This window comes from Limnobacter sp. UBA3528, from assembly GCF_002377005.1.
In the GTDB taxonomy this organism is placed as follows: domain Bacteria; phylum Pseudomonadota; class Gammaproteobacteria; order Burkholderiales; family Burkholderiaceae_B; genus Limnobacter.
Genome location: NZ_DFOZ01000031.1, coordinates 91518 through 104246, shown reverse-complemented (window position 1 = coordinate 104246; position 12729 = coordinate 91518). Strand labels below are relative to the sequence as shown.

At 51.6% G+C, this 12729-nt stretch carries 14 protein-coding genes; 5 read left to right on the top strand and 9 right to left on the bottom strand.

Translation table 11 applies throughout. From position 1 onward, the window contains the following. Nucleotides 1–72: 72 nt before the first annotated feature. The 6 genes from B4N58_RS09090 to B4N58_RS09065 all read right to left on the bottom strand — a co-directional run bounded on the left by B4N58_RS09090 (nucleotide 73) and on the right by B4N58_RS09065 (nucleotide 6629). Complete coding sequence (locus B4N58_RS09090) at nucleotides 73–1614, bottom strand: 2-isopropylmalate synthase (protein WP_008251165.1); 1542 nt, start codon at nucleotides 1612–1614, stop codon at nucleotides 73–75. 69 nt (nucleotides 1615–1683) lie between these two features. After that, the gene (gene pssA / locus B4N58_RS09085) at nucleotides 1684–2502 is read right to left on the bottom strand and encodes a CDP-diacylglycerol--serine O-phosphatidyltransferase (protein ID WP_291748418.1); all 819 of its coding nucleotides are present in this window, start codon (nucleotides 2500–2502) and stop codon (nucleotides 1684–1686) included. A 2-nt stretch (nucleotides 2503–2504) separates the two neighbouring features. Then, nucleotides 2505–3149, bottom strand: a complete 645-nt coding sequence (locus B4N58_RS09080; RefSeq protein WP_291748415.1) for a phosphatidylserine decarboxylase — start codon at nucleotides 3147–3149, stop codon at nucleotides 2505–2507. Nucleotides 3150–3324: 175 nt separating this feature from the next. Continuing rightward, complete coding sequence (ilvC, locus tag B4N58_RS09075) at nucleotides 3325–4341, bottom strand: ketol-acid reductoisomerase (RefSeq protein ID WP_008251161.1); 1017 nt, start codon at nucleotides 4339–4341, stop codon at nucleotides 3325–3327. A gap of 69 nt (nucleotides 4342–4410) precedes the next feature. Next, nucleotides 4411–4902, bottom strand: a complete 492-nt coding sequence (ilvN, locus tag B4N58_RS09070) for an acetolactate synthase small subunit (protein WP_008251159.1) — start codon at nucleotides 4900–4902, stop codon at nucleotides 4411–4413. Between the two features lie 14 nt (nucleotides 4903–4916). Next, a complete protein-coding gene (locus tag B4N58_RS09065) occupies nucleotides 4917–6629 on the bottom strand; it encodes an acetolactate synthase 3 catalytic subunit (protein WP_008251158.1) in 1713 nt (570 codons plus the stop codon). 40 nt (nucleotides 6630–6669) lie between these two features. Between B4N58_RS09065 and B4N58_RS09060 the strand changes: the two genes are divergently transcribed. From B4N58_RS09060 to B4N58_RS09040, 5 genes are all read left to right on the top strand, one after another. Continuing rightward, nucleotides 6670–6801: a hypothetical protein gene (locus tag B4N58_RS09060; protein ID WP_291748408.1), complete on the top strand. Its 132-nt coding sequence runs from the start codon at nucleotides 6670–6672 to the stop codon at nucleotides 6799–6801. 218 nt (nucleotides 6802–7019) lie between these two features. Next, complete coding sequence (locus tag B4N58_RS09055) at nucleotides 7020–7580, top strand: RNA polymerase sigma factor (protein ID WP_008251156.1); 561 nt, start codon at nucleotides 7020–7022, stop codon at nucleotides 7578–7580. Further along, complete coding sequence (locus B4N58_RS09050; protein ID WP_291748405.1) at nucleotides 7577–8077, top strand: DUF3619 family protein; 501 nt, start codon at nucleotides 7577–7579, stop codon at nucleotides 8075–8077. The genes B4N58_RS09055 and B4N58_RS09050 overlap by 4 nt, the downstream gene beginning before the upstream one ends. Nucleotides 8078–8103: 26 nt before the next feature. After that, nucleotides 8104–8514: a DUF3106 domain-containing protein gene (locus tag B4N58_RS09045; RefSeq protein ID WP_198006844.1), complete on the top strand. Its 411-nt coding sequence runs from the start codon at nucleotides 8104–8106 to the stop codon at nucleotides 8512–8514. A gap of 49 nt (nucleotides 8515–8563) precedes the next feature. Continuing rightward, nucleotides 8564–9031 (top strand): RDD family protein, encoded by a 468-nt coding sequence (locus B4N58_RS09040; RefSeq protein ID WP_040513249.1) that lies wholly within the window; start codon nucleotides 8564–8566, stop codon nucleotides 9029–9031. Here B4N58_RS09040 and B4N58_RS09035 read toward each other — a convergent pair. Genes B4N58_RS09035 through B4N58_RS09025 form a run of 3 tightly spaced genes read right to left on the bottom strand, consistent with a single transcriptional unit; the run spans nucleotide 9028 to nucleotide 12728 of the window. Beyond that, entirely contained in the window at nucleotides 9028–10005 is a 978-nt protein-coding gene (locus tag B4N58_RS09035) for an aminotransferase class I/II-fold pyridoxal phosphate-dependent enzyme (RefSeq protein ID WP_008251151.1), read from the bottom strand. The two genes, B4N58_RS09040 and B4N58_RS09035, sit on opposite strands and share 4 nt — an antisense overlap. After that, nucleotides 9995–11461, bottom strand: coding sequence for a SpoVR family protein (locus tag B4N58_RS09030; protein WP_291748399.1), 1467 nt, complete (start codon nucleotides 11459–11461; stop codon nucleotides 9995–9997). Before B4N58_RS09030 ends, B4N58_RS09035 begins: the two co-directional genes overlap by 11 nt. A 10-nt stretch (nucleotides 11462–11471) precedes the next feature. Further along, the gene (locus B4N58_RS09025) at nucleotides 11472–12728 is read right to left on the bottom strand and encodes a YeaH/YhbH family protein (protein WP_008251146.1); all 1257 of its coding nucleotides are present in this window, start codon (nucleotides 12726–12728) and stop codon (nucleotides 11472–11474) included. Nucleotide 12729 lies beyond the last annotated feature (1 nt).

Genomic DNA, 12729 nt, shown 5'->3' with positions numbered 1-12729 from the left:
CGTGTAAAAAGATCGCCTCGATTCAAAAGGCGATCACCTGAACCCGCTATTGTAGGGGAAATTGAAAATAAATCAAACCTGCGGATTCAACTTTTCATGTTTTGACTGCAATTTGTTCAACGCAGACAGGTAGGCCTTGGCCGATGCGACCACAATATCTGGATCTGCACCCACACCGTTAACGATTCGACCACCCTTTTGCAAGCGCATGGTCACCTCTCCTTGCGATTCAGTAGTGCCCGACGTAATGCCGTTGACCGAGAACAGCAACAATTCAGCGCCGCTTTGCACTTCGGCTTCAATGGCCTTGACGGTTGCATCCACAGGCCCGTTGCCCTGACTTTCAGAGACCACCTCGCGGCCATCGATCGAGAACACCACGCGCGCCTTGGGACGCTCGCCTGTCTCCGAATGCTGAACCAAAGACACATAACGATAATGCTCGGACTCGCCACCCGAACCATCACCAGAGACCAAGGCATGAATGTCTTCATCAAAAATTTCGGCTTTTCGATCCGCCAAATCCTTGAATCGCTGAAACGTGTCGTTTAAGGCCTGTTCGCTTTCCATCTCGATGCCCAGGGCCTCAAGACGCTGCTTGAAAGCGTTGCGACCGGACAACTTGCCCAGAACAATCTTATTGGCGGACCAACCTACATCCTCAGCAGTCATGATTTCATAGGTTTGGCGCGCCTTCAGCACACCATCCTGGTGAATACCGGAGGCATGAGCAAAAGCATTGGCCCCGACAATGGCCTTGTTGGGTTGAACCACAAAACCGGTAATGTTGCTGACCAGGCGGCTGGCAGACACGATTTGAGTGGTGTCAATGCCGACATCCAGGTCGAAGAAATCCCGACGGGTCTTGACCGCCATCACAATCTCTTCGAGCGAACAGTTGCCTGCGCGTTCACCCAGTCCGTTGATTGTGCATTCCACCTGGCGCGCACCACCAATGGCCACACCAGCCAGGGAATTGGCCACAGCCATACCCAAATCGTTGTGGCAGTGTACCGACCAAACGGCTTTGTCACTGTTGGGCGTCAGGGTGCGCAAGTCGCGCATGAACTCGCCATACAACGAGGGCACGGCGTACCCCACCGTGTCGGGAATATTGATTGTTTTGGCGCCCGCCTTGATGACCGCCTCGCAGACTTTGGCTAGGAAAGGCAACTCAGAACGATAACCGTCTTCAGCGGAGAACTCCACGTCATCGGTGTACTGCAAAGCCAGCTTCACGGCTTTCACCGCCTGCTCCAGAACCTGATCGGGCGTCATTCGAAGCTTGACTTCCATGTGAAGAGGCGAAGTGGCAATAAAGGTGTGAATGCGGCGACGTTCGGCTGGTGCGAGCGCATCACCTGCTCGCGTGATGTCTTTGTCGTTGGCACGGGCCAGTGAGCACACCGTGGAATCTTTGATGACCGACGCAATGGATTTGATGGCCTCGAAATCGCCATTGCTCGAAGCGGCGAAACCAGCTTCGATCACATCGACCTTCAGCTTTTCCAGCTGCTTGGCGATGCGGATTTTCTCTTCGCGGGTCATGGATGCGCCAGGGCTTTGCTCGCCGTCGCGCAAGGTGGTGTCGAATATGATGAGGCGGTCTGACATGCTGTTCTCCTGATTATGCGCTAAGGATACAGCAATGCAGGCTGGCAGCGGTATTGCGGGGAACCCGACTTAGAAATGTTCATCCCTTTCGATGTCGAGCCCCTTCAACCCCTGCCCGCGTACTTTGCGAACAACATAGACCACGTATCCCGACAGACCATACAACACAAAAACCCCAAAAAGAACTTTGGGTGGATCTTGAGAGACCAGTGCGAATACCAGAGGAATCAAGGCAAGCACCAGAAACGGGACGCTTCGGCGAAAATGGAAATCTTTGCCGCTGAAAAAAGGAACGTTGGACACCATGGTGATGCCGGCGTAGAAGGTAATGCCCCATGCCAGCCAGTCCAGTTCGGCTCCGGCCATTTTGGCATCGTCCATTACCCACACAAACCCGGTCACCAAGGCCGCTGCTGCAGGGCTGGGCAAGCCCTGAAACCAGGCTTTATCAACCACGGCTGCATTGGTGTTGAATCGTGCCAGGCGCAGGGCTGCGCCTGCCAGGTATACGAAAGCGGCAACCCAGCCCAGCTTGCCCATACCACTTAGCGACCATTCGTAAATGATAAGAGCCGGTGCCGCACCGAAGGACACCATATCGGCCAAACTGTCATACTCAGCACCAAAGGCACTTTGAGTGTTGGTCATTCGGGCAACACGGCCATCCAGGCTATCAAGCACCAGGGCCGCGAAAATGGCCACGGCCGCAGTGGTGAACTGCTGCCCCATCGCCATCACAATGCCGTAAAAACCGCAAAACAAGGCCGCGGTGGTAAACAGGTTGGGCAACAAATAAACGCCCTTGTGAGGCTTACCCGCCGGACGGGCTGCACCACCCGAAAATGAGCGGGGCGCGCCAAAACGGTTTTTGTTCCGCTTGAATCGCATGATCAGGACACCAGCTCAGCCAATACTGTCGAGGACGCAGACACTTTGTCTCCGATTGCAACTTTGGGAACCGAGTCAGTTGGCAAATACACATCGACACGTGAGCCAAAACGAATGAAACCATAGCGTTGACCCTTTTCAACGATCTCGCTCGGTTTCACATAGCAGAGAATTCGGCGTGCGATCAAACCAGCCACTTGCACAGCAGTTACTGTTGCGCCGCTTTCGGTGTGAATAACAATCGCATTGCGCTCGTTTTGGGTGCTGGCTTTGTCAAGATCGGCGTTTACAAACAATCCGGGGAAATAATCCACCGACTTGATTTCGCCACCGATTGGAATGCGATTGGAATGCACATTGAATACATTCATGAACACGGAAATTTTCAGCGCTTCACGCTGGGCATAGGGATCTTCCACGCGCTCTACTGCCACGATACGTCCGTCGGCAGGTGACACGACCGCATTCTTCTGGGCGGGAATGTAACGGGGAGGATCACGGAAAAACTGCAATACAAAAATGAACAGAATCCAGGCCAGGACCGACAAGAATGTGAGACCAAACGACTGAAGTGCAAGCGCAAGAATCGCGACGATTGCAAGAAAAGGCCAACCCTCGCGGGCAATGATGGGATGTGGATAGTTCATAGTTCAGTGTTGTGAATGATTATGAGACCGATTTTATAAGCCAAAAAGGTCAAGCGCGGTAACTTTCGTGCGAATTGCTCAATAAGAATCCGAAGAGTACCCCCAATTGAGCAGAAAGCAAAAACCCACAGCACTTTCGCACTGTGGGTTTCTGATAAAGCGGTAAAGCAGTCGATTAATTCTTGGACTGATCAACCAGCTTGTTTTTGCTGATCCAGGGCATCATGCCGCGCAGCTGGGCGCCCACGATTTCGATGGGATGCTGTGCGTTCAAACGGCGACGTGCTGTCATTTCTGGATAGTTGGTTTTGCCTTCCAAGATGAAACGTTTGGCGTACTCACCGTTCTGGATGTTGGTCAGGCATTCTTTCATGGCAGCACGAGCCTGGTCGGCGATTACACGCTGGCCGGTTACGTACTCACCATATTCCGCGTTGTTGGAAATGGAATAGTTCATGTTGGCAATGCCGCCTTCATACATCAGGTCAACAATCAACTTCAGCTCGTGCAGGCATTCGAAGTAAGCCATCTCTGGCGCGTAGCCAGCTTCTACCAATGTCTCGAAACCGGCTTTTACCAGCTCAACTGCACCACCGCACAATACAGCCTGCTCACCGAACAAGTCTGTTTCTGTTTCTTCGCGGAAGTTGGTTTCGATCACGCCACCTTTTGTACCGCCGTTTGCAGCAGCATAGGCCAAAGCGATGTCGTGGGCGTTGCCAGTTGTATCTTGGTAAATCGCGATCAGTGAGGGTACACCACCACCTTTCAGGTATTCAGAACGAACTGTGTGGCCAGGACCCTTGGGGGCGATCATGATGACGTCGATGTCGGCGCGGGGAACAACCTGGTTGTAATGCACGTTAAAGCCATGGGCAAATGCCAAAGCAGCGCCAGCCTTGATATTGGGGGCTACTTCTTTGTTGTAAACGTCGGGAATGTTTTCGTCGGGCAACAAAATCATGACCACGTCGGCTTCTTTTACAGCGTCCGCCACTTCTTTTACTTTCAGGCCAGCGCCTTCAGCTTTGGACCAGGATGCACCACCCTTGCGCAAGCCAACAACGACTTCAACGCCAGAATCGCGCAGGTTTTGCGCGTGAGCATGGCCTTGTGAACCGTAACCGATAATGGATACTTTCTTTTTCTGGATCAGGGACAGATCCGCGTCTTTGTCGTAATAAACTTTCATGTCATTTTCCTTTTGATTCAGGTATTTAATTCATTTTCGGGAATCCGGTTGCAAAACCGGGCCCACCTTTTAGACGCGCAGAATACGCTCGCCGCGACCAATGCCAGAGCTGCCCGTACGGACTGTTTCCAGAATGGCTGTGCGATCAATCGACTCCAGAAATGCATCCAGCTTGGATTTGTTGCCAGTCAATTCAATGGTGTAGCTTTTCTCGGTGACATCAATGATGCGGCCACGGAAAATGTCCGCAGTACGCTTCAGCTCTTCACGCTCTTTGCCCACTGCGCGCAATTTTACCAGCATCAGTTCGCGTTCAATATGCGCACCATCACTTAGATCAACCACTTTTACCACCTCAATCAAGCGATTGAGGTGTTTCGTGATTTGCTCGATGATGTCGTCTGAACCCACAGTGACGATGGTCATGCGGGACATGGTTTCATCTTCAGTGGGGGCCACTGTCAGCGTTTCGATGTTGTAACCACGGGCAGAAAAAAGGCCTACCACGCGGGACAAGGCACCCGGTTCGTTCTCAAGGAGAACGGAAATAATGTGTCTCATATTTGCCATCTCCTTTACAGTTCTTCCGAACCCAGCAGCATTTCAGACAATCCCTTGCCAGCTTTCACCATGGGCCACACGTTTTCTGTGCGATCAGTGATGAAGTCCATGAACACCAAGCGGTCTTTGTACTTGCCGAAGGCTTCGCGCAATGCGGGTTCTACATCCGATGGCTTGGTGATTTGCATGCCAATGTGGCCGTAGGCTTCCACCAGCTTCACGAAATCAGGCAGCGCATCCATGTAACTTTCGGAATAACGTGAGCCGTAATCCAGCTGTTGCCACTGGCGAACCATGCCGAGGTAGCGATTGTTCAAGTTCACGATTTTCGGCGTGAAATGATACTGGAAGCAGGTCGACAATTCCTGGATGTTCATCTGGATGGATGCTTCACCGGTGATACAGGCGACTTGGGCGTCAGGGTTGGCCATTTGAACACCCATGGCATAAGGCAAGCCCACGCCCATGGTGCCCAAACCACCGGAGTTGATCCAGCGGCGTGGTTTGTCAAACCGATAGTACTGGGCAGCCCACATTTGGTGCTGACCAACATCGGAGGTAATGAATGCATCACCGTTGGTGACTTCCCACAACTTTTCAACCACAAACTGGGGCTTGATCAATTCATCGGACTTGGCGTAATCGAGGCACTTGCGGCCACGCCATTTCTCAACCTGTTCCCACCAGCCTTGCAGCTTGCCCTGATCAACGCGCTTGCCGCTTTCTTCCAGTAGCTGGATCAAATCAACCAGCACGTCTTTGATGTTGCCAACAATGGGCACATCCACTTTCACGCGCTTAGAAATAGAGGATGGATCGATATCAATGTGAATGATTTTGCGTGGAATGGACGCGAAATCTTTCGGGTTTCCGATCACTCGGTCGTCGAAACGGGCACCCACTGCAATCAGCACGTCGCAGTTTTGCATCGCCAGGTTGGCTTCGTAAGTGCCGTGCATGCCAGGCATGCCCATGAACTTCTTGTCGCTGGCTTTGAATGCACCCAAACCCATCAGGGTATTGGTACAAGGCGCACCAACCCATTCGACCAAGCGGGTCAACTCAGCCGATGCATCGCCCAGGATCACGCCACCGCCGGAATAGATCATGGGGCGCTCGGCTTCCAGAATCATTTGCACGGCTTTCTTGATTTGACCCTGATGGCCTTTGACCACGGGATTGTATGAGCGCATTTTCACGGGCTCGGAGTAATCAAACGTGGTTTTGTGAATGGTGATGTCTTTGGGGATATCGACCAACACCGGGCCTGGACGACCTGTGCGGGCGATGTAAAACGCTTCTTTCATGACACGCGCAAGGTCTTTCACATCTTTCACGAGGAAGTTGTGCTTGACGCAAGGGCGTGTAATACCCACGGTGTCGCATTCCTGGAATGCATCCTGACCGATCGCGTGCGTGGGCACCTGACCAGACAAAATCACCATGGGAATTGAATCCATGTAGGCAGTTGCAATGCCGGTAACGGCATTGGTCAAACCTGGGCCTGAAGTAACGAGACAGACACCCACCTTGTCGCTTGAACGCGAGTAGGCATCGGCCGCATGCACTGCAGCTTGTTCGTGACGTACCAGAATATGTTCGAAACCGTCTTGCTTGAAGATGGCATCGTAGATGTAAAGAACTGCTCCGCCTGGGTAACCGAAAACGTGCTTGACGCCTTCTTCTTCCAGACATTTGACAACGATTTCCGCGCCGGTATATTCCATTTTAAAAAAATCCTGACAAAATCCACGGGACATTGGTCGGATGCCGTCCTGGATCGCATTGCCGTGGGGCTCAGGCTTTTTGAAAATGAACAACCTTGTGGGTGTGGACATGTCGCAAAGCGCTGGCGATCGCAACCCGATTATGTCGGGCAGGTTGGCCATGGGCTTCTGAACCACAGGTTCAGCGCCCTAGCGCGTCTTTCGCTAAAACAACAAGGGTATGCTGATTAACTAGAGACAAAAACAGGGTAGAACGAGATCTTAGTGCGAAGCCCGCTGTGGGTCAAGAAAAAAGCTTGCGGCTTTGATATCATGCCGTATTGTTAAATATTGCGAATCATTCTCGCCTCGACCCAAAAACCCTCTGACACCACCTCGACAAATACATTTATGGCCAGCACGCGAGAATTAGAGGATTTTTTGAGAGAGGTGTCGCACCGGGCTTATCGCCAAGCATTTTTTGCCGTCAAGAACGAAGAAAGTGCCATGGACCTGGTGCAGGAAAGCATGATGAAGCTTTCTGACAAATATGGCGACAAACCCAAAGAAGAACTGCCGATGCTGTTTACACGCATCTTGCAGAACACAATTTTGGACTACCACCGCCGTCAGAAGGTTAGAAACACCTGGACAACGCTGTTTTCAAGTTTTCAGAAGAAAGATGAAGAAGATTACGATGTGCTTGAGAACCTTCTCGCACAAGATGAATCTCAGAACGCGAGCGCCCAGGATGAAATTGAGCAGTCACAAAACATGGCCGCCATCGAAGAGGCCATCGCAAATTTGCCAGAACGTCAACGCCAGGCATTCATCTTGCGTTATTGGGAAGAGATGGACTTGGCAGAAACAGCAGAGATCATGGGATGCTCAGAGGGCAGTGTAAAAACGCACTGTTCCAGAGCAACAAAGGCATTGGCACAGGTATTGAGGCAACAGGGGTTTCGGGAATGAATGAAGATCGGCTAACCGCAAATGTAGTAAAAAGGCTACTTGATGAGTCGGCAGATCAAGTTCCGCCCCACATTCAAGATCGCCTTAACCTCGCCATCGCCAAATCGGTGCAACTTCATGCTGAGAAACACAGCATTCAAGGCAAAACGAAGCACATCAAGGATGGGCCCAATCATGGCTCGACAGGCGGCCTGTTTCATCAATTTTCTGAGTGGTTCAACCGCCCGGCCTTGTCGATGGCTGTGAGTGCGCTGTTCATTGCCGGTGCAGCATTTGGTGTGGCGCAGTTTGGTCTGGAAAATTCAGACGCACGAATTTCTGAAACAGCAGATCTTGATGCGGCCATTTTGTCGGACGATTTGCCACCCGATGCTTACCTGGATCCAGGATTTATCAATTACGCCACTGAGTTGCAGAAAAACAATGCAATTCCAGCTGAGGACGGAATTGAGCAATGGATGGACTCATTACCCGCCGACTTCACCACGTCGATCTAGTATTTTAAGGATTGAGGGGCATGATCATGACTAGACTCTTTTCCGGATTGATGACTTTGGGCTTGGTCCTGGTGCTGTGCATTCAGAGTGACAATGCTTTCGCCGCGACCGACTGGTCAGAGTTGTCAGACAAACAGCAAGAACTGCTTGCCCCACTGAAAGACGACTGGAACTCCATGAACAATGCCCAGCAAGAACGCTGGCTCAAAGTGGGTAGAAAATACGAAAGCGAGCCCCCTGAACGTCAGGCGATCATGCGTGAGCGCGTGAGTACCTGGAGCGAATTAAGCCCAAGGGAGAAAGCTGCTGCCCGCGAAAACTACAAAGCCCTGAAAGAAAAGCGTCAAGGCGAGCGAAATTCGAGCTGGAACAGCTATCAAAGCCTTGACCAAAAGCAACGCGATGAATTCAAGGGAAAAGCAACAAACCTTCGCTGAATTAATTCCCCGCTCCATTTCGAAAGCGCGCCAGCGATAAAATAGTGAAATGGAACGACTACTAGACAACGGGCTCATCAGTCCCAGCAGAAAACGCCGATTTGCAAGCATGCTGTACGAAAGTATGCTGCTGTTCGGCGTTTTGTTCATTGCAGGCTACTTTTTCGACACACTCACCCAAAGCCGACATGCCCTATATCTTAGAGAGGCACGCCAGTGGTGGTTCTTTGCCGTATTGGGGCTGTATTTTGTGTGGTTTTGGCGCCATGGAGGCCAAACCCTTGCCATGAAAACCTGGCATATTCGATTAGTGAAAGAGAACGGGGAGCGCGTTGGACTTACTCAGGCGCTGCTGCGTTATGTGCTCTGTTGGCTTTTCAATTTGACTGGCATCGCCTTCATCTACTCTTTTTTTGATAAAAACGGGCAATTTCCTCAAGACCGTTTGGCAAAAACCCTGCTGGTTTCAACCAAACCAAGAGAACGAGGTATCGAAGAAGTGATGCGTCACGATTAATCGCTCAGCGCATTAACCGCATTCTGCAGGCGAAACCAATCTGCCTCTGACTTCGGCGCGCCACAACGCAAAATGATGTACTCCGCAGGATAGGCACGCACCAGAATACCCATATTCTCCAGATCAACAGCCCACCGTTCATTGTTCGGGTGAGCAAAGCTGATGAAGTAACCACCTTTGTGAATTGGAATATGCTCGCCCAGTCGAACGCGCCAAAGTGAAGCAAGCCGTTCACACACCGCCTCAAGCCTGACGAACTGCTTGGCTCTCCATTGCTCTGCCGCAAAATACTGTAGCGCCAGCCACCATTGCGGTGAAGAAACTGCTTGTGTACCTACTTCGTTGAGCAATGCTGTGCAAACCGCCTTGGGGGCACAGACAAAGGCCAGATTCGCGCCAGCCAAACCACAAAAGGGCGCCACGGAGCGAAGCACAATGGCAGGCTCGGCTTCAATAAAAGAGGCGTAAGACTCCTCTCCAGTCCAATCCAGATAAGCCTCGTCGAGAATTAGCCACCCCCCCTGCTCACGAAGCTTTCGGGCCAGAGGCTTGATTTGCTGGATGCCGATCATTTGGCAAGTGGGATTGACCGGACGACCTAGCACCACTACATCGCACTCTGGAATTTCCCCCTCCAGTATAAGTTCCACAGGCCAGTCCAGCACAACGTGATTGGCCCTTCGAAACCGTTTGTCCCACTGATCGAAACTGGGCTCAGCCAGGACAACCCGCATTGAGCCGTACCAGGTTTGAAACAAACGTGCGAGCGCAGAAATACCGCTTTCTATGCCAGTGACCGCCAACACGGATTCGCATTCGAAAAAACGGGCTGCCTCGAGATGAAAGCGAGAACGAAGCAGGTCTGGGCTGGCCCACACCGAAGCGGGCATGTCAGGCAGGCTCAACTCAAAAGGCGCGACCGAACCGGAAAGATCTAGTTTGGCCTGCTGTATGACTTGGGTTTCAATGCGCATCCGATGTTTCCAGATGTACCGGAAAGCCCCACAAGCGTTCGACCTGGGCGAGTGTTTTCTCGGCTTCGTCTACATTCAGCGGTCTGCCGCGACGACTCATGTGAGTCAGGGTGAGTGAGCGGTCTGTCATTCGAGCATACGATGTCACCTGAATGTCGGGCACCATACTTTCACGAGAGTACTGGTTGGCCAACAGGGTGCGAATGCGCTTGTAGCCCTCGTCATTGTGGATACTGTCGATGAACAACTCGCTTTCCGTTTTATGATCTGCGATTGCAAACAAGCGGAAATCGCGAATGACCTTGGGTGACAAAAACTGACGAATGAATGATTCGTCCTTGAAATTGCGCATGGCAAAATCAACGGCTTTCAACCAGTTACCACTTCCAGCAAGTTCGGGAAACCAACGCTTGTCTTCCTCAGTGGGTTTTTCACACATGCGGCGAATGTCACTGAATATGGCAAAGCCCAAAGCATAGGGATTCAAGGCCCGGAACCGCCCATCGCGCGAATCTGGCTGGAAAACGACATTGGTGTGAGAAGTCAGAAATTCAAGCATGAAACCATCGGATACCAGCTTCTCGTCATACAGGGTATTGAGCAAGGTGTAATGCCAGAAACTCGCCCACCCTTCGTTCATGACCTTGGTTTGCCCCTGAGGATAAAAGTACTGAGACATTTTGCGAACTATGCGCACCAGTTCTCGTTCCCAATCTCGCAGTTTTGGAGCTTCCTTTTCGATAAAGTAAAGGATGTTTTCAACCGGCTCACGGGGGTAGTTGTCTTGACGACGCTCTATTTGAGCAGCCTCGACTGGTGACACCTTGGCCATGATTTCATCGTACTGACGTCGCTTCTCTTCAGCCAGATCATCACGCTTCACCTTCAACGATGCTTCAGATTCGAAGCGTCTTTTATAGCGATCAACCCCGAAATGCTGTATGGCATGGGCTGCATCGAGTACTTCCTCGACCGCATCGATGCCATATTTTTCTTCACATTCCATGACGTACTTTTTGGCGAAAACCAGGTAATCGATAATTGCGTCGGCCTGCGTCCATTGCCGAAACAGATAGTTGCCTTTGAAAAAGGAATTGTGTCCGTAACAGGCGTGCGCAATCACGAGTGTCTGCATTGTCATGGTGTTCTCTTCCATGAGGTAGGAAATGCAGGGGTTGGAATTGATCACCACCTCATAGGCCAGGTTCTGTTGTCCCGTCTCGTAGAGATGTTCGTTGACAGAAAAAGATTTGCCGTAGCTCCAGTGCGGATACATGACGGGCATCGCCCCGCTGGAGTATGCGTCCAGCATTTGCTCAGCGCTGATCACTTCAATTTGATTGGGGAAAGTATCGAGTTTGAATTTGTTGGCTGCAATGTCGTGAAGCTGCGTGTCAATGTCACGCAGCAGATCGAACGTCCACTCATTGCCAGCCAGGTCGAGTTGCTGGGCCATGTTGCTACTCCTAGCGCCCAAAGGCGACTTCTTTCTTCTCAAACAAACCACGAAATACCGGATAAATATCACGGCGGTTAAACAGCTTGCGCATGGCAAAATGCCCCGCGAAGCTGTCTTCCAGACGTTCAAAACTTTCCCACAAATCGGATGCACGAGCCATGCCAAACATGGGTGTGGGCATGGTTTCCACATAAGCGTAGTAACGCACATGCGGCATGATTTTGGAAGAGAGGTACTCCGCGCTGGCTCGCGCATCGCGCGAGGTGGCATCGCCATCTGATGCCTGTGCGACATACACATTCCATGCACTACCAGGATAGCGGGTCTCGATAATGTGGTGCATCAACTCCATGGCTGGCATGATTTCTGTGCCACCACTTTTTTTGCCGTAGAAAAAATCCTCCTCGGTCACTTCTTCCGCTTCATCGGTATGGCGAATAAAAACCAGCTTGACTTCCTCGTACTTGCGGGTCAGGAAAAGATAAAGCAGTGTATAGAAACGTTTGGCCAAGTCTTTTTTGGCTTCGTCCATCGAAGCTGAGACATCCATCAGGCAAAAGATAACTGCGTTGGTGGAGGGCTCGGGATAAGTGACACGGTTGCGATAGCGCAGGTCGACTTCGTCGAGAAACGGCACATAGGGCTTCTTTTTGACATCGTCAAGGAGATCAAGTTGACCCTTTTCTTCCTCATCATCGTCTTCATCCTCGCCTCTAGGCTCGAGTGCAACGCGACGCATGAGCGAAGCCTTCATGGTTCTAAGTACAGAAAGCGAAGTGGGCGCGCCGGTGCGGGAATAACCTGCGTTGCGACTTTTCATGCGTTTCACCGATGAAATTTCGCGTTTCAGGAGTTCTGGCAATTCAAGATCATCGAAATAAAGGTTCAAGAACTCTTCGCGCGACAACACAAAGGTAAATCCGTCCTCACCTTCGCCTTTACCGGGCTTTCCTCCGCCCTGCCCTTCGCCACCGCCGCCAGGACGTGGGACTCGGTCGCCCGGCACAAAGTCGCGGTTACCTGGAACCACATGCTCAACATCACCACCCTGGCCAAAAATGAATGTCGGCTCGGATACTTCACGGGTGGGAATGCGCACTTTCACCCGCCCATCACCGCTGACATCAGAAATTGACGACTCACCAGCCACATCCGCGACCGCTTTTTTCAATTGCGTTTTGTAACGCCGAATAAAGCGCTCGCGGTTGGGCAAGCTTCTGTTTTTGCCGTTGAGCCTGCGATCAATAATGGTTGAATCGCCCATG

Bases quoted from the DNA above. Each gene is read 5' to 3' on its own strand.
- B4N58_RS09090 (WP_008251165.1), bottom strand. From the start codon at position 1,614: ATGTCAGACCGCCTCATCATATTCGACACCACCTTGCGCGACGGCGAG.
- B4N58_RS09050 (WP_291748405.1), top strand. From the start codon at position 7,577: ATGAATGAAGATCGGCTAACCGCAAATGTAGTAAAAAGGCTACTTGAT.
- pssA (WP_291748418.1), bottom strand. From the start codon at position 2,502: ATGCGATTCAAGCGGAACAAAAACCGTTTTGGCGCGCCCCGCTCATTT.
- B4N58_RS09045 (WP_198006844.1), top strand. From the start codon at position 8,104: ATGACTAGACTCTTTTCCGGATTGATGACTTTGGGCTTGGTCCTGGTG.
- ilvN (WP_008251159.1), bottom strand. From the start codon at position 4,902: ATGAGACACATTATTTCCGTTCTCCTTGAGAACGAACCGGGTGCCTTG.
- B4N58_RS09040 (WP_040513249.1), top strand. From the start codon at position 8,564: ATGGAACGACTACTAGACAACGGGCTCATCAGTCCCAGCAGAAAACGC.
- ilvC (WP_008251161.1), bottom strand. From the start codon at position 4,341: ATGAAAGTTTATTACGACAAAGACGCGGATCTGTCCCTGATCCAGAAA.
- B4N58_RS09030 (WP_291748399.1), bottom strand. From the start codon at position 11,461: ATGGCCCAGCAACTCGACCTGGCTGGCAATGAGTGGACGTTCGATCTG.
- B4N58_RS09025 (WP_008251146.1), bottom strand. From the start codon at position 12,728: ATGGGCGATTCAACCATTATTGATCGCAGGCTCAACGGCAAAAACAGA.
- B4N58_RS09055 (WP_008251156.1), top strand. From the start codon at position 7,020: ATGGCCAGCACGCGAGAATTAGAGGATTTTTTGAGAGAGGTGTCGCAC.
- B4N58_RS09065 (WP_008251158.1), bottom strand. From the start codon at position 6,629: ATGGAATATACCGGCGCGGAAATCGTTGTCAAATGTCTGGAAGAAGAA.
- B4N58_RS09060 (WP_291748408.1), top strand. From the start codon at position 6,670: ATGCCGTCCTGGATCGCATTGCCGTGGGGCTCAGGCTTTTTGAAAATG.
- B4N58_RS09080 (WP_291748415.1), bottom strand. From the start codon at position 3,149: ATGAACTATCCACATCCCATCATTGCCCGCGAGGGTTGGCCTTTTCTT.
- B4N58_RS09035 (WP_008251151.1), bottom strand. From the start codon at position 10,005: ATGCGCATTGAAACCCAAGTCATACAGCAGGCCAAACTAGATCTTTCC.